Source organism: Adlercreutzia sp. ZJ473 (assembly GCF_013185065.1).
Taxonomy (GTDB): domain Bacteria; phylum Actinomycetota; class Coriobacteriia; order Coriobacteriales; family Eggerthellaceae; genus CAAEEV01.
Genome location: NZ_JAAVTO010000007.1, coordinates 23,477 through 46,433, shown reverse-complemented (window position 1 = coordinate 46,433; position 22,957 = coordinate 23,477). Strand labels below are relative to the sequence as shown.

Sequence of the window (22,957 nt, the reverse complement as noted above, 5' to 3'; positions counted from 1 at the left end):
TGGAGGTTGCTCGCGAGAGAGCGGCGAGGCGTGTGCTTGGGTATCTGCGCAACAACATGGGTCCGATCGCCGTCGACGGCCCGTCGTCGTATGTCATGGAGTCCGAGAATCAGCACCCCCGCAAGTCGCGGATGGTCAGCATCCTCTGCGCGTGGTTGCACCGTGGTGCCTCGGACACGGCGTGCGTGCGCAGCCGCATCCGCTCACGCCGCGCGGCGCCCGCTAGTATCCGGGCCGGATCGGTGCCCTCGCGCGTCGTGCGGGGATATGAGCCGCCGGCCACGAGTGTGGCGGGCATGTCGGTCGAGGTGCGCTATGCTGCCGCCGTTGACTCCAGAATGGTCGGAACGGGCCGGTGGGAGATCGAGCGAGAGCATGGCCCCCATCAAAGCTACGCCGTCCTACTTCGTCGGCGCCTCACTCAAGGACGCCGGTAAGAAGAGCTTCGCAGTGGCACGCATCGAGGACAAGGAATTAGTGAGTGCAATCCCTCTTGCGTCTCGAAAGACCGTGAAGGGATCCCATCGGCTAAGGTCGCAGGGTCACAAAGTCCCCTTGACGCGTGCCCCATAATTGTCCGCATGGAAAAACGCCAAGGAACAATTACCGCACCCGCTGATCTCAATATCGAAGAGCATGAGATGAATGCTGCTCGCGCTATTGCCAGTTCAGGGATTGACGTTGAGTTCAAGCCGCAGTCAAAAGGCAAGCGGGTCAAAAACGCGGACTTTATTGCCGACGGTGTTCTGTGGGAAGTTAAATCCCCAACATCAGACAATATCCGCGTTGTGCAGAAGCGCATCCGCGAAGCCGCTCATCAATCTCGCGACATCATCTTTGACTCACGTCGCATGAAGGGGCTCTCGAATAAGAGAATCCAAGATGAGGTGTCCAAATGGGCACATAACCTGCATCACGTGAGAAGACTGTTGTATATAAATCGTGTGGGAGAGGTTATCAAGATCAAGTAGACGTGCTAATGTATGCTCTACTAAAGCGCCCGACCGGTGAGTATTTCACGGAGTCCGGCGCTTTTGTTACATTAAAGAGGCTGAACGGCTACGTCCCTGTCGCCGAGCGCCCGCCCGTCTCCTTCTCTTGAACCCAATGGGGGCTATTGGGAACCCATTGGGGGCATTGGGCTGACCTGAAAACCCAATAGCCCCATTGGGTCCGCCCCCAATGGGTCGAGCAGCTGGAGGTCATGATTGCTCAAGCCAAGGCTCGCAAAGCGGCTGTAACCGAGTAGAAGCCGACGGGGAAGGCGCTCCTTCCATAAGCGCTTTTCTCGCTTGATACAATCCATCCAACCAAATGCAAAACGAAAGGGAGGAAGCTATGGCAAGACAAGAGAAGGACCCATGGAAGCAGAAGAGGATGCATCGGTCGCAATCGTCCCTGCGAACGAGCCGGCCATAAGCGATCTTGTATACACGATGCGCGGAGTGCAGGTTATGTTGGACGGCGACCTGGCGATGCTTTACCAGGTTGAGACAGGTAATTTAAGTAAAGCGGCAGGCAGGAACGCCGAGAGGTTTCCGAGTGAAGTCTGCTTCAAGCTCACTTCTGACGAATGGGCGGATTTGTAATCACCCCAGTGGTTACAAAGTGATTCGGACTCGGTGATAAGGAACGTAACTCGATGAACTGCATAACACGCTATGGCACGTATTTGAATAACTCTACGATCAATAGCAATGATTTGATCTTGCGTCGATTCGCAATCGACTTCTTCAGCTCGTGTAGAATTTGACTGTCCTTGGCATTTTTCATGCCATGTTTTCCCGAATCGGGATTTCATTGCGCCCGCGTAGGCGCGCGGAGGTGCCGCGCCCGCGCTTGCCGGACGCTCGCTTTTCCGCTAGCGCCCGGAGGCGAGGAAGAACAGCGCCATCGTGCCGGGGCCGGAGTGCGCGGACAAAGGCGCGGGTGCACGTCGGGAGCGTATGCTAAGCGCGAGTTCATTCTGGGGAATAGGGGCAGCAAAATGACCCACCGCGCGGGAGGGAGAGGAGCGCGGCGGGGCGAGAAGAGAGAGGGAACTCTATGTGAGGGATTTCTGTCTAGGCTTTCTGTCGGGAATTCTCCATCGAGGGTCTTTCTCGGGATTCTATGTTAGGGATCCTCCGTCAAGGGCCCTTCATCGGGATCCGGCTGTGATGCGCAGCCGGATCCTCAAGTTCCTAGAAGAACATGAACATGGACAGCCCGGAGGCGTAGAAGGCCATGCGCAGGGTCACGGCGCCAATCAGAGCGCACGCTAGGGCCGCGATAGCAAGCACCTTGGCCGTAGGTGCCGGCTTCTTCGAGCCGACTAGCGCGAGCGCTGCGGCCGCCGCGGCGCCGATGATGGCGACCACAGCCGTGACCGCTGAGCCGCCGGCGAACGGGTTGGCTGCTGCGACCGTCTGCATCGCATGGGTGGGATGCGTCGGGTCGAAGTAGTAGCCCACGTCAGTGAGGGAGCCGTCGGCAATGACCATGACGATCAGGAAGATGATGGTGGTGACAGCGTTCGCCACTGTGCCCACCAAGGCGATGCGCGCGGTTGCGGAGATGCCCTCGCCATCCGCGCTATCAACGAGCGTCATGATGAGAAGCGCCGTCAGCGGGCCGAACGCGCAGGCGTTGCCCACCAGCGACAGAACTTCGGTGATGGAGTTCCAGGTCGGGCGAGCCGGCATAAGGTAGCTGGCGCCGGCTACGCACACGAGCGCAACCGCCACGACGATGCCGACAATCGCCAGCGCACGGGGAACCTCGCCGCCAGCGCCTTTGCGCAGCATCACGAAGAATACGACCATTACGATGGCGAGCACGACGATGGCGATGAGCTCCTGGGTGATGCCAGAGCTCAGATGCCCGAAGCCGTTGAAGATGCGCTCCCAGTGCTCAAGATGGAAGAACACCGCCACGCCGCCGATGACGAGGAGCGCCGCCGAGGTGATGAGCATGGGCATCTGGGCCTTCTTGGCCTTGCCCATGACCGCGAGCACCGATTGGGTGCCGAAAAGACCTGCCGACCACGCCACGAAGGCGGTGAACAGGATAAGGGGCCATTGCATTTCCATGTCTTATTCGCCTCCCTGCCATTTCCTGCCGCGCAGGATGTAGCGGAACGTGGGGTCATTGCCGGCGTTGGGCAGCGTATGGACGTCTTCGTCGCTAAACTCGTTGCAGAAGTCCTTCAGGATGACGCGCTTGCCGTCGGCCTGCTCGGGACCTTCGAAGCCTTCGATGCCCTGCTCGATGTCACCGAAGAAGCGCGCCATGCCGCCGCACTGGGCGACGCAGGCGGGCAGCTCGCCTTGGGCGATGCGCTGCTCGCATAGGGTGCACTTCTCGACGACGCGCTCTTCCTCGTGCAGGTAGCGTACGCCGTAGGGGCAGGCCATGACACAGAACTGGCAGCCGATGCACTTCTCCTTGTCGATCTGGATGGTGCCGTCCTCGGCGATGTGGGACGCGTTGGTGGGGCACACCTTAACGCACTCGGGGTTCTCGCAGTGCTGGCACTGCACGGTGAGGAAGTACATCTCCACGTCGGGATACTGGCCGGAGCCGCCCTCCGTGGGATTGGGGCCGATGCGCAGGGTCTTGTTCCAGAACGCGCCGGGCTCCACGCCGTTGATGGCCTTGCATGCCGTGGAGCAGGCCAGGCATCCCACGCAGCGGTTAAGGTCGGTGACGATGCTGTACTTGGTCATTATTCATCCCTCCCTTCGTAGACGGGCAGCCACTCCTTCAGGCGCGGGTCGCTCGCATCGTGGATGATCTCCACGCCGCTGTGATCGCAGGGGATGGGATTGCCGAACGGGGAATTCTCAGGGGTTGCCTTGTAGATCTTGCACAGGTAAGCGCGGAGGTTGGATGATCCGCAGTGCGGATCTTGGGCGTGATGGTCGATCAGGTGGTTCACGCAGCACAGCTCGTGGCCGCTGCCAGATTGCTTGAACTCGGGGAACCACCACTGGTGCTCGCAGTTGATGACGCCGGGATCGATGCCGTAGTAGAGATCCGCGACCTCGCGGATCTTGCCGTCGGGCGTTTCGATCCACACCCAGTCGCCCTGCTCAATGCCGTACTCGGCCGCCGTGACGGGATTGATCTCGACGCGGGGCACCGGCCACAGCTCGCGGCACCAGGGAAGCTGACGATGCTCGGAGTGGAAGTACACTGGAATGCGGCGACCGGTCGTAATGATGAGCGGGTACTCCTTCGCGCGTTCCGGGTCGGAGATGGGGGAGTGCGTGGGCTCGCGGTAGGTGGGCATCTCCCATCCCTGGTTGGGGTGGAACGACTCCATGACCGTTGACCAGATCTCCATCTTCTTGGTGGGTGTGTAGAAGCCGGGCAGCCAGTCGCCCACGGTGCCGACGAATCCGCCGGCGTTGCGGCCTCGCAGAGCACCGGTCTCGTAGCGACGGTAGGTACCCCACAGCTCGGGCTCCACTTCCTTGCAGTCCCACCAGCCGTGCTCCTGGAAGCGCTCGTTGAATTTGTCCCAGCCCTCGGGCTCGAAGCCTGCGACGGCCATGTCGAGCATGCCCTGCACGCCGGGATACTCGTCGTAGCCGGGGATGATGTTATAGGGCAGCCCCTTCTCCTTGTAGAGCATCTCGATGATCTCTCCGTCGAACTTGGCCTCGCCAGGTGGGTCGATGCACTTCACCGTGGCGCCCATGGCACCGGAGGAGCCTTGGGACGAGCGGGGGCTCGAGAGCTCGAGCCAGTGGGCGGCCGGCAGCACGATGTCGCAGACGCCGCCACCGGGAGTGTGCCACAGGTTGCACTCGACGTAGAACTCAAGCTTCTTCAGCGCCTCCCAGGCAACGGCGGTGTTGCACTGGTTCATGAAGTCACCCGAGGAGTTGAAGGCGCCCACGACAGGGTAGGGCTCGCCGGTGAGCACGGCGTCCCAGGTGGTGGCGGCGTCGGCCCACATGCCCCACCAGTACAGCAGCGGGAACTGATCGCGGCCGAGGATCTTCTCGAGTTGGCCTTCGGACAGCGGCGGCATGCCGGAGCCGTTGTTGGCGAAGCCCATCTGGCCGCCTTCGATGGGCGCGCGGGTGGAGGCTCGCTGGCCGCCGGGGGTGTCAATGGCTCCCACGAGCGCCGTCAGGGTGTCAAGGGCGCGCACGTTCTGGATGGCGGTGTTGGCATGCTCGGTGGGCAGCATGTACTGGATGCCGCCGTTAGGGTAGCCCTTGGAGGGGTCGACCGGGGTGGCCCAGGTGATGGCTGCCGTGCGAATCTGCTCGGCAGGAACGCCGGTGATCTCCTGCACCTTCTCGGGGGTGTAGTCGGCCAGGGTGTCCTTGTAGTGCTCGAATACGGTGCGCACCTTGACGGTGCGGCCGTCCTTCAGCGTGATCTCGTACTCACCCTCAAGCTGCGGGTCGATTTCGGCGGCGAAGCCATCCTCGGCCGTGAATCCCGTAGGGTCGATGACGAAGCCCTGGGACTGGCCCGGAATGAGGTTTTCCTGCTGGGCCTCGCGACCCTTGGTCGGCTTGATCCAGGTCTGACCCTCCCACATGCCTGTCTCGGTGTCGAAGTAGGTGAGGCAGTCGTTGCCCGTCTTACCAGCTGCGATGCGCTTGCCGTCGGGGATCATGAAGCGCTTGGGGCTGCCGCCTTCCTTGATGTCGGATTCCTTGATGAGGTTCGTCTTCAGATCGAAGGGGGCGCCGAACATGGGGGTGAGCTCCTGCCAACCCGTGGCTTCCATGTCCATGCAGACGAGGAACGGGAAGTTCGTCCATTTCTTCAAGAACAGCTCGTCGTAGAGCTTCTCGTCGACGATGACCTTGCTCCAGCCTAAAGCCATGGCGCCGTCGGTGCCGGGGCGCAGCGGCAGGCGGATGTCGGCCTCCTTGCCCATGTTGGTGAGGCGCGGGTCTACGACGATGTAGGTGTCGGCGTCGGAGGCCACGTCGACGGTGGTACGGCAGGCGTCATCGTAGTTGGACATCTCGGCCGCGCCGCCCCACTGCACGTACACGTCGGGGTGGTCGACGGTGGCCATCCAGCTCTGGGCGAAGTTCGACACCATCAGCGTTGCGAAATGGCGTGGCCCCTTGCAGATCTGCCACGCCTGGACGATGTTGGGGGAATCCCACAGCCACATGCCGTTAGCAGAGCCGAACATGCACCACACGCGCGAGGTGCCGGCCATGCCGAACAGCGACTCGCCACCGTACTTGGCCTGGAGCTCGTCGAACTTGCTTACCACGGTGGAAATGGCCTCGTCCCAGCTGATGCGCTGCCAGCCGGGATCGTCGTTGTCCTTGGGGTTGGTGCGCTTCAGGGGATAGCGCAGGCGGTCTGGGTGATAGGCCGCCTGCAGCGAAGACTGCGACTTGGTGCAGCAGTTGCCCATGGACTGGAACGCCTCGGGGTCGCCTTCGATGCGGATGACTTTCCCGTCTTGCACGACGGCGATGACGCCGCATTCCATCTTGCCGCAGCCGCGGCATCCCGTGCGGATGCGCTTGATCTCGCCCGCGCCCGCGCCCGCGTTCGGGTTCTCGGCCAGGGCGGCGGTCGTCGTGGTTCCCGCAAGGGCCACGGCGGCGCTTGTGACCGCGGTAGTCTTCAGGAAACTGCGACGGCTCATCGATAGCTTGCTCATCCTCTCCTCCTTTTCCTCTCTTCTTTCCTTTGACGGATCTGGTTTTCTATCGTTGGCATGCAACGACGAAATCTTTATAATTCCGCATGGAAGGAAGGTGAGGGGAAAGATCGGAATGCCAGGTTATTGAGGTTTCCAATCTGGAAAAAGAAGATCCTGGCATTCCGTTCGGGAATGACTGATATGGAAAGTGAGCTTTTGAGGGAATACCTCGTCATCGTGGACGAGATGAACTTGACGCGTGCTGCGGAGCAGCTGCATACCACCCAATCGACGCTCTCCAAGCATATCGCGGTGCTTGAGCGCGAGTTCGGCACGACGCTTTTGCTGCGAGGTCGTCGTGGGCTGGGCATTACCGAGGCCGGCGCGCTGCTGTACCGTCGTGCGGCCAGCATCGTGGACTTGCTCGACAGCGCCCATCGCGAGATGGCGCGCCTCAGCGAGAGCCTGATCGTGCGCGTGACCGGCATCCTGTATAACAACGACGTGATTTCGCTGCTCTCGCGGGTGGGGCGCACGCTACGCGATACAAGCAACACGTCCATGGTGTTCTTGACCGCGCCGAAGGTGTCAGGAACCCATGCAGTGCTCGTCGGCGAGGCGGACATCGCCATCGGACACAAGGGGTTCAGCGAGGAGCTCGACCCGGATCTGGTGTGCATCGATCTATATCAGGAACGATTCGTCGCCCTGGTGGAGGAGGCTAACCCGCTTTCCTCTCACGACGCTCTTTCCCTTGACGATCTACGCAATCAGAACCTTGCTCGGCTCGGCGGGGTCGCAGCCGAGTTCGGGTGGGCGAACATACAGCGGCTGTGCCGCAACCATGGGTTCGAGCCGAAGGGCGTGCCGTTGCTCGTCGAGAGCCCCGTCGACTGTCTCACGTATCCGCTCGACGACACGGTGCTCCTGTTGCAGCGGGGCATTCTTCCTGTTGAGACGTTCGCGAGTGGCCCGCGCCGCTGCATTCCGCTGGTGGATGACGACGCCCTGTTCACGATCTGCGCGTACTGCCGCGCTGATCGGCGCGAGCAGCTTTCCGAGTTCATCGACGAGCTGCGCCGGGAGGCGGCTTTCCTGGGGGTGGAGGGGACGACCCAGAGCGCTGTGCGTGGCAAGTTCCGCCGGCGTTGCGAGCTTCTGGCTCGCGAAGTCGACCTGAACGAGAGCGAGATGGTCGCCATGCGAGGGTTCGCCAAAGGACGCTCCATCGACCGCATAGCCGAGGACCTGGGGCTTTCCCGTATCATGGTCGGAGACTTGCTGGCCTCGGTGTATAAGAAAGCCGGCGTGCGCGACCGCCAGAGCCTGCTCGACCGTATCGAGGCCAAGGAGCTGCCCTGGTAGAACCCTACGCGATGCGTTTAGGCGATGATGCCTGCCCGCTCGAGGAGCCATTCGCCGAGCGGCACGGCCGAAAGCGCGCCTTCGTCTAGCTCGCGCACCTCGGCGGCGCCGGCGGTGACGACGGTGAGGTGGGAAAGCCCCGTATCGGAGAGCGCGAGCGCGGCGGTGCTGACGAGGGAGGCGGGCAGCCGTTCCCCCTTTTTGCAGGCGCAGGTGGCGATGAGCTGCGTGGGTGCGCCTTTCCCGGGCTCCGTCCAGGCGATCAGGCGCTTGCGGCCTGCGCGCGGGCGATGGGTGCGCACGCGGCTAGAGAGCCCCGCCTCGTAGAGCTGCTCGAAGACGATTGACGTCAGCAGGGGCTCGGGCGCGAGCGGTGCGGGCGCGAGCGCTTGGGCGAGGCCATGGTCGCAGGCGCAGATGAGCTGTGCCGCACGCGGGTTGGAGTCCTCGTCTTTCCCGAGTCCGCCGATGCGGCAGATGAGGTGGGCGTCTTCCAGGGCGTCAGCGATGGTGCGCACGGTGGCGCGGGTGGTGGGCATGCCTTCGGCGGCGAGCGAGCGCTGGACGGACGACAAGGCGAGGTCGGTGCCGCTCGCCCCGATCATAAGCGCGGCGGTGCGCATGATGAGCGGGAGGGCTGTGCTCGGCAGCTTGCGGGCGACGTCGGCGGCGCAGCTGAGCCTTGCCAGATGGCGGTGCCGCTCGCCTGTCCGCTCAGTGCAGGCGGCCTCGTCGAGCGCGCTGGCGCGTCCGAGGCGGTAGAAGCGCTTGAGCGCCTCGTGGACGGGATCAGCGCTTTTTGCGTCATCGGCGACACGTGCGAGGATCTGGCGCAGGGCTGTGGACGTGGTGGGGCCGAGCATCGTATGCACGTGCGCGTCAGCGGGCAGCTCCTTGGCTCGCGGCGACGAGAGCCAGCTGGCGCATGCGTCGGCCGCCCATATGCGCGCCGGGTAGGCGTCGATGAGCGAGCGGATGAAGCGCGGCCAATCTTCCACTGACTCTATGTTGTCGATGAACAGGTGGATCGGCTGATGCCGGGCAAGCGGCGCGCGGGCGAGGTATGCCTCGAGCACATCGGCGAGGAAGGTGCGCGGCAGCGTAGTGGGAAGCCGGGCGTCGGCGGCGTTTACGAGCAGGGTCGAGTCGGGCGGGGCTCCTAGCGCGATGAGCCTGCGGGCGCGCTCTTCGAGAAAGCGGGTTTTGCCGGCGCCGTAGGGACCGGTCACGAGCGTGAGGGGGGAGGCGGCTTCTGCGGGCGGGAGAACGGCGCCGAGCTGGGCTGCCCCAAGCGACGGCGCGCTCGTCGCAGATTGAGCGCGGGCCCAGCTCAGGTGTTCTTCGACCAGGCATCCGACGAGCTCCTCGGATACGGCTCCCATGCAATTCCCCCTTACCCCCAGGCCCCTCGCTTCACGTCCCTTGTTTCAAACAGCGCGCTCTGATTGCAAAAAATGATAAATCTTAACTTCTGAAAGATCAAGAATAAGCACGATATGCCCAGCGTGAAAAACCTGGTCGCACTACACTGCGTCCCGTTCAAGACAATGCGTCCGCGCGAGGCGCCAGGAAGCCGCGCGACGCGCTGGGAAGGGGAGCGAAAAGGTGATGGGGAAGCGAAGCGCGATGAGGACGGCGATGGATACTGTCGCTGAAGGGGAGGCTGCGGCCTTTCTGCGTGAGGGCTCCCGTCCGTGTGCTGTGTACTGCGAGGAGGCGCAGGCGGTGAGGCTGGCCGCAAGCGCGGCGCGTGCGGCGTGCGAGCGCGGCGAGGAAGCGTGCGTGGTGGTCCCCAGCGACAATGCGCGCAGAGCCGTGATAGCCGAGCTCGGTGAAGCCGGCACGATCCAGGTGCTCGTGACGCAGGAACTGACCGAGCGGGTTTTGAAGTTCGCGGCGCAGCGACGCGAAGCCGCTGCGCCGACGCTGCTCGATAGCGTGCAGGAGGCTTTGCTCTTCGAGGACATGAAGACGCTCGGCGGCAAGCCGCGCCGCATACAGGAGATGCTCAAGTTTTTGTGTCGCAGCATCTCCGAGCTGGCGTTCGAGCAGGACGGCTGGCTCGTCTCGGACGAGGAGCGGACCGTGCTGCACGCGTACCAAGCGCTGCTCGCCGAGCGAGGCGCGCTGCCCCGCTCGCTTATGGGCGCCGCTGCCCTCGTGGCGCTCGGAGACGACGAGGCGCTTGCGGGCGAGCTGCGCGTCGACGTGACGTATGCCGTGGGTTTCTCGGCCCTCGACCGCGCCTCGCAGCGGGCCCTGGAGCGCTTGACCGGGTGCCTGGTCGCTTTCGGGTGCAATGAGGACCCGGGCGTTCCCGAGGCGCCCTTCCCTTTTTCCGAGGGGTTGACCGCATGGGCCGCGCGCTCGCGCGAGGTGCGGGTGGCCAGCCCCGTGCGTACTGAGAAGGTCCAGGTCTTTGCGAGCGACGCCCAAGAGCGCGCGAGCGTGGCGGGCTTCTTGGCCCGCAAGGCGGTGGAGGGCCGACGCGTGACGCTGGTGGTGCCGACGTCGTGGTGGGTGCGTGCTACGTGCCGCGCGCTTGCAGATGCGGACGTGGCCTTCTGCACGGTGGAGGAGCCAGCGCTCGCGCGGGCCGACATCCGCCGGTCCGACGCCTGCCCCGAGGTGGTGCTGTACGCCGCCCTGGCCGTCGCGGCCCACCCCCGCAGCACGCTTTCTCGGCGCGCCTGGATAGGGCTGGGTGACTGGCTCGGCGGCTCAGGGGCATGGAAGGCCGTGCGCGACCAGGCTGCATGCGAGGGAAAAGCGGTTGGCGAGGTGCTCGACAGCCTGGCTGGCGGCGGGGTGCCCTTTGCCGACGACGCCCACGGGCGTATGCTCGCCTTTGCGGCCGACCGCCTGCGTGAGGCTGACGAGCTGATGCGACGTCTGTCGGGGCTTGTCGGCCCGGCGCTTCTTGAGGAGCTGTGCTCGGCATGCGACATCGACGGCGCGTGCCTTCCCGCGTGCCTTGCGCCCTTAGGCGCCGACGAGGATGCCGCCGGGCTTTTCGCGCGGCTTCAGCGGGCCATGGGCGGGCCGGTCGTGGCGGGCGACCTTGCTGCGCCGGTTGCGGTCGCCACCTTCGACACGTCGGCCTACATGCTCGGCGAGGGCGTGGTGGTCATGGCGGTAGTGGACGGGCTGGCCTCGCAGGCCTGCGCGAGCGACGAGTCGGCGCCGCTCGACCAGCGGTGCCACGCGATCGAGCGTGACGGCGCGCGCCTGGCCCGATGTGCGCGGCTTGGCAGCCAGTTCGCCTTGCTTACCGCGTTCGAGCGCATGAAGCTCGCGGACGCCTCGCGTGCGGGGGCCGACATCAAGCGCATCTACGCGCAGGGTGGCCGTCACTTCGCGCGCACGGCGCCGTCCGTCCTCATCGCGGCGGATCTGGGCTTGTCTTCGGCGTCGCAGTCCGCGTGTCAAGCGGGGCTCTCATGCCCCGCTGTCCATAGAAATATCGTTGATGCTGATGAGAAATGAGGAGAGCATGACTGATCCGATTAACGTGATGCCGAGGGATGCGTTTGACCCGACAGCGGAGATGGGGTTCGACGAGGGCTACGGGGAGTACGTGCCGCCCATCGAGAAGCCCGCGGACTACGATGCGCCGGTGGTGAAGGAGGAGGTGCCGGCAGCCGAGCGAATCGCTGCCACGTTTGCAGGCATGCCGGGCAACGAGAAGCTGCTTGCGCATGTGATTGACTTCTGCCGCGAGGGACGTGCGTCTGAGGACGTGCACGAGGAGATCCGCCGCTTCGTGGGCGGGGGCACGTGCACGTACGCGCCCGAGGTGGTGTGCGCGAACCTGGCGAGGGCGGGCGCGCTCGACATCGTGGCCGAGGACGCTGACGAGCTCTCATGCGCTGACGACGGCGCTGCCGCAGCGGCGGACGGGTCGGCGGTTGCGGATGAGCCGCAGGCCGAGGGCGCTCAGGGAGCGTTCGAGCTCGGAAAGGTGGGAGCGCCGCCGCTGTTCTCGTATGCGGCCACTGCCGAGGGGCTTGAGGTGGTCGACGCGCGCGACCCCGAGGGAGATCGTCTGCGGTTCTTGGAGGAAGGTGAGCGCTACCTGCCGGTGTATCGGCTGGTACTTGAGGAGTGCGCGCGCTCGGGAGGCGCCACCAAGAAGGTCATCGACGGCTTGGTAGACCATCATCCCCTGTGCAAGGAGCCGCGGCGCTATTCGGGCTTCTTCGTGAAGGGACTCGAAGGAATCGACGCCATCTCGTTCGATGGCGCCTGGCAGATAACCGAGGTGGGCCGCGGCATCTTGGCTGGCCCCGCCCTTGCGAAAACCAACTAGAAGGAGGACGCCATGACGGAACCGACCTTAAGAGAGGTGCTTGCGTCGCGCACGGCAACCTACCAGCTGCTTTCGCGGCTGTTTCGCGTGGAGGTGGATCAGGAGTGCTACGACGAGCTGCTCTCCATGTCCTTTCCCGCCAATACCGGCAACGCGAAGGTTGATGCGGGCTACGCCTCGATTCGACGCTACTTGGCAAGCCCTCACCCCTCGCCTCTGACCGAGCTGGCGGTGGACTACACGCGCACCTTTATCGGCGGCGGCAATAACGGCTACTCGGCGGCCTACCCCTTCGAGAGCGTGTACACGAGTCCCAAGCGCCTGCTCATGCAGGGCGCGCGCGACGAGGTGCTGGTGGCCTACAGGAGTGCGGGCATCGACAAGAAGCCCTCGTGGAAGGAGGGCGAGGACCACATCGCCTTGGAGTTGGAGTTCATGCAGATACTAGGCATGCGTGCGCTCGACGCCCTGTGCGCGGGTGACGAGGACGCCGCGGCCGACCACATCGAGTGCCAGAAGGGCTTTCTCGTCAACCACGTGGGCGCGTGGTTCCCCATGATGGCCGCCGACATGCGCAAGTTCTCGAAAACCGACTTCTACCAGGGGCTTGCCGATCTCACGGCGGGCTTTCTGGAGACGGACCGCGAGTTTCTGTGCGACGTGCTGGAAGACGACGAGCCGGCCGAGTCATTTGACGAAGCAGTGGTGATCGACCTATGAGGGAAGAAGAGAAGAGCCCCGTGCGCGGTGGCGCGGGCATTTCGCGGCGCACGTTCGCCATTGGCGCCGTGGGCTCGGTGGCCATGCTCGGGCTCGGTGCCGTGAAGCTCGTGGGAGCCGAGTCGGTGGTACGACCGCCGGGAGCTCAGGACGAGAACGCTTTTCTGGCTGCGTGCATTCACTGCGAGCGTTGCCGGGAAGTGTGCCCCCGGCATGCCATCAAGCCCGCCACGCTCGAGTCGGGGCTTCTGAACCTGCGCACGCCCGAGATGGACTATCACCGCGGCTGGTGCGACTTCTGCGAGAGCGCCGAGGGTGGCGAGCCGCTGTGCGTGCGGGCGTGTCCCACCCACGCCCTTCGGCTGCCGGGCTTGCCGGCGAGCGAGCACGTGCGTCTGGGCATGGCCGTCATCAATACCGACTGGTGCCTGGCGTTTCAGGCCATGGGCTGCCATGAGTGCGTCGATGCCTGCACGTTCGAGGCGATGGGTGTCAACGACGACGGCACGCCCTACGTGATCGAGGACGCCTGCAACGGCTGCGGCGCATGCGAGCATGCCTGCGTGTCGCTGTCGTCGGGCTCCATCTCGGTGGGCGCCACTGATCGTGCCATTGTAATCGTTCCCGCAGAAGGCGAGGTGCTCCATGGCTAGGAAAGGCGAAGAGGGGAAGGCGACGGAGGCGGTGGAGAGCAGGGCTCCGCACGGCGCCCTGAAGACGGCGCGGGTGCGCTTTGCCGTGGCCGTAGGCGTGCTCGCCTTGGCAGCGGTCGGCTACTTCACCGCGACGGGCATGGGCAACGCGTGCGCCGGCGGGTGGGGAGATCTGGTGCTGCTGTGCCCGCTGGGAGCCTTGACCGCCATGGTCGCGCAGCACGCGATCATTCCCCAGGCAGTCGTAAGCCTCGTGCTCGCAGCGGCGGTTCTGCTCGTGGGAGGCCGCTTCTTCTGCTCGTGGGTGTGCCCCACCGTTGTGCTCGGCAAGGTGCTGCCGTCCTCGCGGGGCCTCAAGGCGCGCGGCGACGAGTCGGCGGGCTGCTCTGAGGCGGGCTGCGCCGCCTGCGCGCGGGGATGCGGGAAGGCTCGGGGCGTGAAGCTCGACAGTCGCCACGCTATCCTGGCCGCGGCGGTCGTCTCCACGCTCATCTTCGGGTTCCCAGTGTTCTGCCTGGTGTGCCCTGTGGGTCTCACCTTCGCCGGCGTGCTGCTCGTTATGCGCCTGTTCGCGTTCGGCGAGGTGACGTGGGCTGTGTTGGCGATACCGGCTGTTCTCGCAGTCGAGTTGGCGCTCTTGCCGCGCTGGTGCCAGAACATCTGCCCGCTGGGCGCGCTCCAGTCGCTCGTAGCGGTGGGCAATCGGATGTTCGTGCCCACGGTGGATAGGGAATCGTGCCTGAAGGCCACGCGTGGCGTGTCGTGTGACGCGTGCGTCCAGGTCTGCCCCGAAGGCATCAACTTGCATGACGTGGCCGCAGGCGCCACCACGCTGGCCGACTGCACGAAGTGTCGCGACTGCGCGGACGTGTGCCCGGCTGGCGCCATCAGCTTCCCGCTTCTGCCGAAAGGCACCCCGAAAATCTCGACCGTCTCCGCTTCCGAGCCTGACGAACCGGGCGATCTGCGTGAGGCATAAGGGTTGCGCGTGATTGACGAAGGAGGAGTCCGCAGTGGCTGCATTGGAGAACTTCATTAAGGTGATCTCGTCGCTCGGCAGCGAGGCGCTCGCCGTGGCGCCTGAGCGCTGCGTGCAGGTGCGCAACAAGAACGCCCGCTGCCTGCGCTGCGCCGAGGTATGCGCGGCCGGCGCCATCAGCTACGATGGCGAGGACGTGCTCATCGACGGCGATGCGTGCATTGGGTGCGGCACCTGCGCCACTGCATGCCCCACTTGCGCTCTCGAGGCGATGCATCCCACCGATGCCGAGCTGTCCGACGCGCTTGCTGAGCGTGCGTCGGCAGGAGGAGGTGTGGTGGTGGCCTGCGCCCGCGCGCTGCGCCGCGCACACAGGGCCGCTGAGCGCAAGGCCGAGGAGGCATCGGGGCTGCTGCGGCGCGTATCGGTAGACTTCGACGTTTCGGACGTCTTGCAGGTGGTATGCCTGGGTCGCATCGACGAGTCCTTCTACGCCGAGTGCGCTGCACGCGGGGTGAGCCAGGTGACCCTCGCCTGCGACGGGTGCGAGACGTGCACGTACCACCGGGGCGGTGAGCTGGCGCGCAAGGTGGCGGCTTCGGCGCACGAGCTGCTGGACGCCCACGGCTATGAACTTGCGGCGGAGTTCGTATCGCCCTTGCCGTGCTCGGTCTACGAGAAGGGGACGGCAGCGCGCGCCCTGGGCTACGACCCCTCCAAACGCGCCACCATCGTCACGCTGCGCGAGATGACGGCCCAAGTTGCTCGTGACTCCGCAGTCGAAGCGCTCGATCCGGTCTCAGGCGAGGAGGCGCCCGAGCCGCGCTATGCCAAGGTGGGACCCAACGGCACCCTGCCGCAGTTCGTGCCCCTCAGGCGCAATCGCGTCATGAACAGCTTGCATCACGTGGGGGAGCCGGTGCGCGCGCTGGTGACAACGCGGCTTTGGGGCCAGGTCGATGTGGACGTTGATCAGTGCAGCTCCTGTGCGATGTGCGCGGTGTTCTGCCCGACCGGGGCTCTTGCGCGCCGAGATGACGCGGAGGGGAACATCACGCTGGAGCACCGCCCCTACCGCTGCGTACAGTGCCGCCTCTGCGAAGACATCTGCATGACGGGCGCCCTTTCGGTGGGGGACATGGTGAGCTTGGAGGACTTTGAGCGAGGACGCGTCCAAGAGATACCCCTGCCGCCGCGCGCATGGACCCCCAACAGGCCCGATTCTATCTTCACCAAGATGAACGCGCTCGTCGGCGGCGGCAACAACTCGTACTTCTAGCGCCCGGAGGCGAGGAAGAACAGCGCCATCGTGCCGGGGCCGGAGTGCGCGCCGATCACGGGGTCCACCCAGTTGATGACCACGTCGCGCACGCCGAGCTGCTCCCTCACCTGCGCGGCCACGTACTCGGCGTCCTCGAGGCAGTCGCCGTGCGTGATGAACACCATCTGGTCCTCGACGGGCGCCAGTGCCGTCTTCGCCATGTGGTCCACGAGCGCGTTCAGGGACTTCTTGCGCCCGCGCACCTTCTCGAGCGGGATGAGGTGCCCCTCGTCGTCCACGTGCATGACGGGCTTGATGTTCAGAAGCGTGCCCGCCCAGGCGCTCGTCTTCGACACGCGCCCGCCGCGGAACAGAAACATGAGGTCGTCCACCGTGAACCAGTGCGCCAGGTGCAGCTTGTTCTCCTCGAGCCACGCGTGCACCTCCTCGATGCTCGCGCCCGCGCGGGCTTGCTGCACGGCGTGCCAGACCAGAAGGCCCTCGCCGCCCGAGGCGGCCAGCGTGTCGACGGTGCGGATGGTGCGCGCGGGGTACTCCTCGGACAGCTCGCGCAAAAGCAGGTCGGTTGCCTCATAGGTGCCCGACAGCCCGCTCGAGAAGCCGATGTAGAGCACGTCGCGCCCGGCCTTGAGCAGGGAGCGCAGGAGCTTCTCGGACTCGGCGAGGTTGGGCAGCGAGGTGGTGATGACCTTGCCCTCGCGCATCATGCGGTAGAACTGGGAGAGGTCGGTGTGCGCGCCCTTGAGGTAGCTCTGGTGCTGCTGCCCGTCGACCATGAACGTGAGCGGCAGGATGTGCAGCCCGAACTCGTCGATCATGTCCTCGGTGAGGTTGCTGCTCGAGTCGGTGACTATTTCAAAGTCCATGGAGGCTCCTTACGGTTGAGGCGAATGGATGCCGTTGATTCATGCTGCCGCCTCGGGTAAAAGCTCCCTCGTCTTGCGAGCGCCGCGCCCGCGTTCGCTCAGGCGCAGGGGAGGTGTTATCCGATTCGGCACAGCGGGCAAACCCATGTCATTCTACCGCATGCGCGCAGCGCGCAGCGCGTTTGTCATGAATTCGGCACGCGGGGGCAAGCCGGGGACAAGCCGGGGGCAAGCCAGGGACAACCCGGGGACAACCCGACAGGCCCCGAGCGCCCTGGGCGAACGCTCTGAGCACCCTGAACGCTCTGAGCGCCCTGAGCGGCTGCGCATCATCTGCGCGCTTTTCGCATCCGTTTTCCCGTTGGCGATAGAAACGCCTGGAGGGTTGGCATATACTGAACAAGTTTACGTTATGAGGCTTTTTGAAGTACGTACGAAAGGTTGGGAAGCTCCGGTGGCTAACAGCTATAAAGAGACCATGAACCTCCCTCAGACCGACTTCGCCATGAGGGGCAACTTGCCCGCCAACGAGCCGAAGCGCTTGGAGAAGTGGGCTGAAGAGGACATCTACCATCGCGTTTTGGAGAAGAACAAGGACGGCAAGCCCTTCGTGCTGCACGACGGCCCGCCCTACGCCAACGGTCCCATCCACATCGGCCACGCCTTCAACAAGATCCTGAAGGACTTCGTGGTGAAGAGCCATGCGCAGCGCGGCTACTTCACCCCCTACATCCCTGGCTGGGACTGCCACGGCCAGCCCATCGAGCACATGGTCGAGAAGACCCTCGGCCCCGAGAAGATGGCGGCCACGAGCCAGCCCGAGCTGCGCAAGCTGTGCCGCGACTGGGCCACGAAGTACGTGAACGTCCAGCGCGACGGCTTCAAGCGCCTCGGCGTGAACGCCGAGTGGGACAAGCCCTACCTCACCTACCTCCCTGACTTCGAGTCGGGCAACGTCGAGATCTTCAAGGAGATGTACCTGAAGGGCTCGGTGTACCGCGGCCGCAAGCCCATCCACTGGTGCAAGCGCTGCCACACCGCGCTCGCCGAGGCGGAGATCGAGTACGGCGACGAGGTGTCGCCGTCCATCTTCGTGCGCTTCAAGATGGACCTCATGCCCGGCGTGTTCGAGGCCGCGGGCGCCGAAGGCGACGCCTACGTGCTCATCTGGACCACCACGCCCTGGACGCTGCCGGCGAACACCGCCGTGTCGCTCGCGCCCGAGGCCGACTACGTGATGGTGGTCGCCGACGGCGTGAACATGATCATGGCGCGCGAGCTCGTGGAGCAGGTGGCCGAGGTGGCCGGATGGGAGGGCTATCGCCTCGTCGCCAACGCGCAGGGCGAGCCCGTCACCCTCAAGGGCAAGCAGATGTGCGGCCTCACCTACACCTGCCCGGTGCGCCAGGACCTCAAGGGCACCATCATCTACGGCGACCACGTCACGCTCGACACCGGCACCGGCTGCGTGCACACCGCCCCGGGGCACGGCCAGGACGACTACCTCGTGGGCATCGAGTTCGACGTCCCGCTGCTCATGCCGGTCGACGACAACGGCTGCTTCACCGACGAGGCGGGCCGCTTCGCCGGGCTCGACGTGGACGCGGCCAACCCCGTCATCATCGAGTGGCTGCGCGAGCAGGGCACGCTCGTGGCCAAGCAGGAGATCAACCACTCCTACCCGCACTGCTGGCGCTGCCACGAGCCCGTCATCTTCCGCGCCACCGACCAGTGGTTCGTGTCGATGGATAAGAACTCCCTGCGCGAGGACGCGCTGCGCGCCATCAGCTCCGAGGTGACCTGGATTCCCGAGTGGGCCAAGAACCGCATCGGGTCCATGGTGGCCGACCGCCCCGACTGGTGCATCTCGCGCCAGCGCTCCTGGGGCGTGCCCATCCCCGTGTTCAAGTGCGCGAAGTGCGGCGAGACGGTGGCCACGGCCGAGACGTTCGACGCGGTGATCGAGCTGTTCCGCACGGAGGGCGCCGACGCGTGGTTCACGCGCGAGCCGCGCGAGTACCTGCCGAAGAACACGAAGTGCGCCCGCTGCGGCGGCACCGAGCTCGTGCCCGAGAAGGACATCCTCGACGTGTGGTGGGAGTCGGGCGTGACGCACACGAGCGTGTGCAAGCACCGCGCCGCCGAGGGGCTCACCTTCCCGGCGGACATGTACCTGGAAGGCTCTGACCAGCATCGCGGCTGGTTCCAGTCCTCGCTGCTCACCAGCATGGGCGCCTACGGGGTGCCGCCCTACAAGAGCGTCATGCACTGCGGGTTCACCGTCGACGAGCAGGGCCGCAAGATGTCCAAGTCGCTCGGCAACGGCATCGACCCCGCCGCGGTCTGCGACAAGTACGGCGCCGACGTGCTGCGCCTGTGGGTGGCCAGCGTCGACTACTCCCAGGACGTGTCCATCTCCGACGGCATCTTGAAGCAGGTCTCGGACGCGTACCGCCGCTTCCGCAACACCTTCCGCTTCCTGCTCGGGAACTTGAACGACTACGATGACGCGGCCATGACGGCGGTGGCGTGGGACGACCTCGAGCCCATCGACCAGTACATGATGGCGAAGACCGCCGCGCTGCTCGCCGAGGTCGAGGCCAGCTACGAGACGTACAAGTTCAACAACGTCTACCGCCTCACGTACGACTTCGTGAACGACCTGTCGGCCGTCTACATGGACGTGACGAAGGACCGTCTGTACTCCGAGGCGCCCGCGTCCGTGCGCCGCCGCGCCGTGCAGACCGTGCTCATGAACATCCTCGAGGTGCTCGTGCGCGTGCTCTCGCCCATCCTGTCGTTCACCTGCGACGAGGTGTGGGAGCACTTCCCGCCGGCCGTGCGCACGCGCGCCGACCGCGCCTGCAGCGTGCAGCTCGCCGGCTGGCCCAAGCGCGCCGACTTCGCGCCGGCGCTGCCCGGCGAGGCGGCGTGCGCGGAGATCCTCGGCACGTGGGAGCAGGTGCTCTCCGTGCGCGAGGTGGTCACCAAGGCGCTCGAGGACGCGCGCACGGCGAAGGCCATCAACAAGAGCCAGGAGGCCGTGGTGCGCGTGAGCGTGCCGCCCTCGACGCTTGCGCAGCTGGAGCAGTTTGACGCCGCCGTGTACGAGGAGCTCTTCATCGTGGCGGGCGTGGCGTTCGAGGCAAGCGAGGACGCCGAGGAGGCGAGCGCGCGCGTGGAGCCGGCGTCGGGCGAGAAGTGCCCGCGCTGCTGGAACTTCCGCGAGCTCGGCGGCAACGCGGCGCACCCGGATGTGTGCGCGCGCTGCGGCGATGCGCTCGATGCCATCGGCTACTCCGCGTCAGCGGAATAAGACCAGCTCAACGGCATGGTTGACGAGCGACTTTGCGAAGAGGGCGCGCCTGTGGGGGACGCGGGCGCGGCAGCCCCAGCCCCGGCGAACCGGCGCGCCCGCAACCTGGCTGCGTTCTGCGCGGTGGCGTGCGCGTGGCTGGTGCTCGACATCGTCTCCAAGCGGGCGTTCAACGCCTACGAGCCCGGCGAGCTCATCGCCGGGCCCTTCGCGGGCATCTTCCAGCTGCGCCTCGTGCACAACACGGGCGCCGCGTGGGGCATGTTCGGCGACATGACCTTCGCGCTCGGCGTGCTCGCCGTCGTGGTGTGCGGCGCGCTTCTGGCCTACGCCGCGGCCGCGGCGCGCACCTCCTCGCTGGTGATGAGCGTCGGGCTCGCGCTCGTGTTCGCAGGCGGCATCGGCAACGCGCTCGACCGCTTCGCCTTGGGGTACGTGGTGGACTTCATCGAGCCTGTGTTCATCGACTTCCCGGTGTTCAACGTGGCTGACATCGGCGTGACCTGCGGCGTCGTCCTGGTGTTCGCGGCGCTCGCGCTCGAGTGGCGGCAGGAGAAGCGCTCATGAGCCGCTCGGTCTGCCACGTGGCCACCGCCGCTGACGCGGGCAAGCGCCTCGACGCGCTTCTGGCCGAGCACGCCCTGTACGCGAGCCGCTCGGCGGCCGCGCGCGCCGTCGAGGAGGGGCGCGTGCTCGTGGGCGGGCGCGTTGCCGCGAAGAAGCACAAGGTGAGCGCGGGCGAGGCCGTCGTCTGCGAGCTCGACGAGGAGCCCGAGCAGCTCCCCGTGTACGGACAGCCCATCGACCTGGACATACGCTACGAGGATGAGGACCTCATCGTGCTCTCGAAGCAGGTGGGGCTCGTGTGCCACCCGAGCGTCGACCATGCCGACGGCACGTTGGTGAACGCGCTCATCTTCCACTGCGGGGCCGAGAACCTGTGCAACGTGCAGGGCGAGGACGACCGGCTCGGCATCGTGCACCGGCTCGACCGCGACACGAGCGGGCTCATGCTCGCAGCCAAGACCGACGAGGCGGGGCGCGCGCTCATGGACGACATCCGCGCCCGCGCCATCGACCGGCGCTACATCGCGCTCGTCCACGGCGTCATGGCGCACGACACGGGCATGGTCGACGCGCCCATCGCGCGCGCGGCCAGCGAGCGCACGCGCATGGCGGTGCGCGACGTGCCCTCCGCGCGCGAGGCCATCACGACGTTCCGGGTGCTCGAGCGCTTCGAGCACGCCCGGCGCGACGAGGGCTACACGCTCATCGAGTGCAAGCTGTTCACGGGGCGCACGCACCAGATCCGCGTGCACATGCAGTACACGCGCCACCCCATCGTGGGCGACCCGGTGTACGTTGCGAACGGCCCGCGCGACCCTGAGGCCCAGCTGGGCCTCAGGCGGCAGTTCCTCCACTCCTTCCGCGTGGGCTTTGCGCACCCCCTGACGGGCGAGGAGCTCTCCTTCGCGGACAACCTGCCGCGTGACCTGGCCGCGGTGCTCGACGGCCTGAAGGAGCGCAGCATGGGCAAGACAGCGGCGGGCGAGGAGGTGGCCGCGCTCATGGCGCGCTCGCCGAAGCCCTCGATCGAGGGGGTCATCTATGACTGAGGCCGCGAGCAGGGCGCATGCGGGAACGAGCACCGGCTCAGGCGGGCGTCGTGCCGGGCGGGCGCGCGGCACGGCGGATGCGGGCGCTGCTGTGGGCGGGCGCGCGAAGACGGGCGTGCTCCTCGTGAACACGGGGACGCCCGAGGAGCCCACGCCGGCGGCGGTGCGCGCGTATCTGGGGCGCTTCCTCATGGACCCGCGCATCGCGCCGATGAACCGCGTGCTGTGGTGGTGCATCCTGCACCTGTTCATCCTGCCGAAGCGCGCCGTGGCCTCGGCCGAGAAGTACCAGGCCATCTGGACGCCTGAGGGCTCGCCGCTCATCGTCGCGCACGAGCGCCTCTCCCAGGGGCTCGCGGCGTACTACCGCGAGCGCGGGCTTGACGTGGAGGTGCGCTTCGCCATGAGCTACAGCGAGCCCACCCTGCCCCATGCGGTGCGCGACCTGCGCTCTTCGGGGTGCGACTCCCTCGTGGTGCTGCCGCTGTACCCCCAGGGCGCGTACTCCACCACGGGCGCGGTGTCCGACGGCGTGGCGCGCGCGGTGCGCAAGGCGCGCTTCAAGGGCGAGGTCACCGTCATCGACAGCTACCACGACGACCCGGTCTACCTGCGCGCCATCGCGGCCTCGGTGAGGCGCGCGGGCTTTGACGTGGACTCGGACGACCGCCTGCTGTTCTCGTTCCACTCCATCCCGCTCTCGGACATCGAGCGCGGCGACACCTACGAGCTCCAGGCGGGCGCGACGAGCCTGGGCGTGGCCAACGAGCTCGGGCTCGAGCGCAGGCGCTGGACGGTGGCCTACCAGTGCCGCTTCGACAAGGGGCGTGAGTGGCTGGCGCCTTTCGCGTCCCAGACGCTTGCGAGCTGGGCGAAGTCGGGCGCGCGCTCGCGCGTGTTCATGGTGTGCCCGAACTTCGCGGTGGACTGCCTCGAGACGCTCTACGACGTGGAGCGCGAGCTCAAGCCGGGCTATCTGGCGGCGCTGCGCGCGGCCGGCGCGAGCGCGGAAGGGAAGGCCGGCACGGCGCGCATGGCGAAGGGGGCTGGCGCGCATGCGGCGTCCGGAGCGCCTGCGGCGCCTGCGACGCCCGCGGCGCATGAGGCGTTCACGTACGTGCCGTGCCTCAACAAGAGCAAGGCGCACGTGCGCGTTCTCGCGCACGTGCTCGCGCCGTACGTGGGAGATGCGCTCGACTAGGCCCGCGGCAGGGGCGGCGAGGAGCGCGCGA

18 protein-coding genes are annotated in these 22,957 nt (G+C 65.9%); 13 read left to right on the top strand and 5 right to left on the bottom strand.

What is annotated here, in order from left to right; all coding sequences use genetic code 11:
• Positions 1-581: 581 nt before the first annotated feature.
• Entirely contained in the window at positions 582-971 is a 390-nt protein-coding gene (locus HRL41_RS02450; RefSeq protein ID WP_172135384.1) for a hypothetical protein, read from the top strand.
• Positions 972-1,361: 390 nt separating this feature from the next.
• Positions 1,362-1,589, top strand: a complete 228-nt coding sequence (locus HRL41_RS02445; protein ID WP_172135383.1) for an ORF6N domain-containing protein — start codon at positions 1,362-1,364, stop codon at positions 1,587-1,589.
• A 594-nt stretch (positions 1,590-2,183) separates the two neighbouring features.
• Here the strand turns inward: HRL41_RS02445 and HRL41_RS02440 are convergent.
• From HRL41_RS02440 to HRL41_RS02430, 3 genes are read right to left on the bottom strand one after another with little or no spacing between them, the layout of a single operon-like run.
• Positions 2,184-3,071 carry a hypothetical protein gene (locus HRL41_RS02440; protein WP_172135382.1) on the bottom strand — a complete coding sequence of 296 codons (888 nt, stop codon included), beginning with the start codon at positions 3,069-3,071 and terminating at the stop codon, positions 2,184-2,186.
• Between the two features lie 3 nt (positions 3,072-3,074).
• Positions 3,075-3,707 (bottom strand): 4Fe-4S dicluster domain-containing protein, encoded by a 633-nt coding sequence (locus HRL41_RS02435; protein WP_165172758.1) that lies wholly within the window; start codon positions 3,705-3,707, stop codon positions 3,075-3,077.
• The gene (locus HRL41_RS02430) at positions 3,707-6,637 is read right to left on the bottom strand and encodes a molybdopterin-dependent oxidoreductase (protein WP_172135381.1); all 2,931 of its coding nucleotides are present in this window, start codon (positions 6,635-6,637) and stop codon (positions 3,707-3,709) included. The genes HRL41_RS02435 and HRL41_RS02430 overlap by 1 nt, the downstream gene beginning before the upstream one ends.
• A 57-nt stretch (positions 6,638-6,694) precedes the next feature.
• On the opposite strand from HRL41_RS02430, the gene HRL41_RS02425 reads away from it, so the two are divergent.
• Positions 6,695-7,984, top strand: a complete 1,290-nt coding sequence (locus tag HRL41_RS02425) for a LysR family transcriptional regulator (protein WP_371808783.1) — start codon at positions 6,695-6,697, stop codon at positions 7,982-7,984.
• Between the two features lie 17 nt (positions 7,985-8,001).
• On the opposite strand, the gene HRL41_RS02420 is transcribed toward HRL41_RS02425, so the two are convergent.
• Positions 8,002-9,366, bottom strand: a complete 1,365-nt coding sequence (locus tag HRL41_RS02420; RefSeq protein WP_172135378.1) for an AAA family ATPase — start codon at positions 9,364-9,366, stop codon at positions 8,002-8,004.
• A 256-nt stretch (positions 9,367-9,622) separates the two neighbouring features.
• On the opposite strand from HRL41_RS02420, the gene HRL41_RS02415 reads away from it, so the two are divergent.
• From HRL41_RS02415 to HRL41_RS02390, 6 genes are read left to right on the top strand one after another with little or no spacing between them, the layout of a single operon-like run.
• Positions 9,623-11,470 (top strand): hypothetical protein, encoded by a 1,848-nt coding sequence (locus HRL41_RS02415; RefSeq protein WP_172135376.1) that lies wholly within the window; start codon positions 9,623-9,625, stop codon positions 11,468-11,470.
• Between the two features lie 7 nt (positions 11,471-11,477).
• Positions 11,478-12,293: a hypothetical protein gene (locus HRL41_RS02410; RefSeq protein ID WP_165172748.1), complete on the top strand. Its 816-nt coding sequence runs from the start codon at positions 11,478-11,480 to the stop codon at positions 12,291-12,293.
• Positions 12,294-12,305: 12 nt separating this feature from the next.
• Entirely contained in the window at positions 12,306-13,013 is a 708-nt protein-coding gene (locus tag HRL41_RS02405; RefSeq protein ID WP_172135374.1) for a molecular chaperone, read from the top strand.
• Positions 13,010-13,666, top strand: coding sequence for a 4Fe-4S dicluster domain-containing protein (locus tag HRL41_RS02400; protein ID WP_172135372.1), 657 nt, complete (start codon positions 13,010-13,012; stop codon positions 13,664-13,666). Before HRL41_RS02405 ends, HRL41_RS02400 begins: the two co-directional genes overlap by 4 nt.
• Positions 13,659-14,645 (top strand): 4Fe-4S binding protein, encoded by a 987-nt coding sequence (locus HRL41_RS02395; RefSeq protein WP_253904653.1) that lies wholly within the window; start codon positions 13,659-13,661, stop codon positions 14,643-14,645. Before HRL41_RS02400 ends, HRL41_RS02395 begins: the two co-directional genes overlap by 8 nt.
• Before the next feature lie 34 nt (positions 14,646-14,679).
• The gene (locus tag HRL41_RS02390) at positions 14,680-15,924 is read left to right on the top strand and encodes a 4Fe-4S dicluster domain-containing protein (RefSeq protein WP_172135370.1); all 1,245 of its coding nucleotides are present in this window, start codon (positions 14,680-14,682) and stop codon (positions 15,922-15,924) included.
• Here HRL41_RS02390 and HRL41_RS02385 read toward each other — a convergent pair.
• Complete coding sequence (locus HRL41_RS02385) at positions 15,921-16,793, bottom strand: DegV family protein (protein ID WP_172135368.1); 873 nt, start codon at positions 16,791-16,793, stop codon at positions 15,921-15,923. The genes HRL41_RS02390 and HRL41_RS02385 overlap by 4 nt on opposite strands.
• A gap of 454 nt (positions 16,794-17,247) precedes the next feature.
• On the opposite strand from HRL41_RS02385, the gene ileS reads away from it, so the two are divergent.
• Genes ileS through hemH form a run of 4 tightly spaced genes read left to right on the top strand, consistent with a single transcriptional unit; the run spans position 17,248 to position 22,926 of the window.
• Entirely contained in the window at positions 17,248-20,109 is a 2,862-nt protein-coding gene (ileS, locus tag HRL41_RS02380; RefSeq protein WP_172135366.1) for an isoleucine--tRNA ligase, read from the top strand.
• A gap of 15 nt (positions 20,110-20,124) precedes the next feature.
• Positions 20,125-20,676, top strand: a complete 552-nt coding sequence (gene lspA / locus HRL41_RS02375; protein WP_172135362.1) for a signal peptidase II — start codon at positions 20,125-20,127, stop codon at positions 20,674-20,676.
• Entirely contained in the window at positions 20,673-21,725 is a 1,053-nt protein-coding gene (locus tag HRL41_RS02370; RefSeq protein WP_172135360.1) for an RluA family pseudouridine synthase, read from the top strand. The genes lspA and HRL41_RS02370 overlap by 4 nt, the downstream gene beginning before the upstream one ends.
• Positions 21,718-22,926 carry a ferrochelatase gene (gene hemH / locus HRL41_RS02365; protein ID WP_172135359.1) on the top strand — a complete coding sequence of 403 codons (1,209 nt, stop codon included), beginning with the start codon at positions 21,718-21,720 and terminating at the stop codon, positions 22,924-22,926. The genes HRL41_RS02370 and hemH overlap by 8 nt, the downstream gene beginning before the upstream one ends.
• Positions 22,927-22,957 lie beyond the last annotated feature (31 nt).

Excerpts from the sequence above, each read along its gene's own strand:
- HRL41_RS02450 (WP_172135384.1), top strand. The coding sequence starts at position 582 with ATGGAAAAACGCCAAGGAACAATTACCGCACCCGCTGATCTCAATATC.
- HRL41_RS02445 (WP_172135383.1), top strand. The coding sequence starts at position 1,362 with ATGGAAGCAGAAGAGGATGCATCGGTCGCAATCGTCCCTGCGAACGAG.
- HRL41_RS02440 (WP_172135382.1), bottom strand. The coding sequence starts at position 3,071 with ATGGAAATGCAATGGCCCCTTATCCTGTTCACCGCCTTCGTGGCGTGG.
- HRL41_RS02435 (WP_165172758.1), bottom strand. The coding sequence starts at position 3,707 with ATGACCAAGTACAGCATCGTCACCGACCTTAACCGCTGCGTGGGATGC.
- HRL41_RS02430 (WP_172135381.1), bottom strand. The coding sequence starts at position 6,637 with ATGAGCAAGCTATCGATGAGCCGTCGCAGTTTCCTGAAGACTACCGCG.
- HRL41_RS02425 (WP_371808783.1), top strand. The coding sequence starts at position 6,695 with ATGCAACGACGAAATCTTTATAATTCCGCATGGAAGGAAGGTGAGGGG.
- HRL41_RS02420 (WP_172135378.1), bottom strand. The coding sequence starts at position 9,366 with ATGGGAGCCGTATCCGAGGAGCTCGTCGGATGCCTGGTCGAAGAACAC.
- HRL41_RS02415 (WP_172135376.1), top strand. The coding sequence starts at position 9,623 with ATGGATACTGTCGCTGAAGGGGAGGCTGCGGCCTTTCTGCGTGAGGGC.
- HRL41_RS02410 (WP_165172748.1), top strand. The coding sequence starts at position 11,478 with ATGACTGATCCGATTAACGTGATGCCGAGGGATGCGTTTGACCCGACA.
- HRL41_RS02405 (WP_172135374.1), top strand. The coding sequence starts at position 12,306 with ATGACGGAACCGACCTTAAGAGAGGTGCTTGCGTCGCGCACGGCAACC.
- HRL41_RS02400 (WP_172135372.1), top strand. The coding sequence starts at position 13,010 with ATGAGGGAAGAAGAGAAGAGCCCCGTGCGCGGTGGCGCGGGCATTTCG.
- HRL41_RS02395 (WP_253904653.1), top strand. The coding sequence starts at position 13,659 with ATGGCTAGGAAAGGCGAAGAGGGGAAGGCGACGGAGGCGGTGGAGAGC.
- HRL41_RS02385 (WP_172135368.1), bottom strand. The coding sequence starts at position 16,793 with ATGGACTTTGAAATAGTCACCGACTCGAGCAGCAACCTCACCGAGGAC.
- lspA (WP_172135362.1), top strand. The coding sequence starts at position 20,125 with ATGGTTGACGAGCGACTTTGCGAAGAGGGCGCGCCTGTGGGGGACGCG.
- HRL41_RS02370 (WP_172135360.1), top strand. The coding sequence starts at position 20,673 with ATGAGCCGCTCGGTCTGCCACGTGGCCACCGCCGCTGACGCGGGCAAG.
- hemH (WP_172135359.1), top strand. The coding sequence starts at position 21,718 with ATGACTGAGGCCGCGAGCAGGGCGCATGCGGGAACGAGCACCGGCTCA.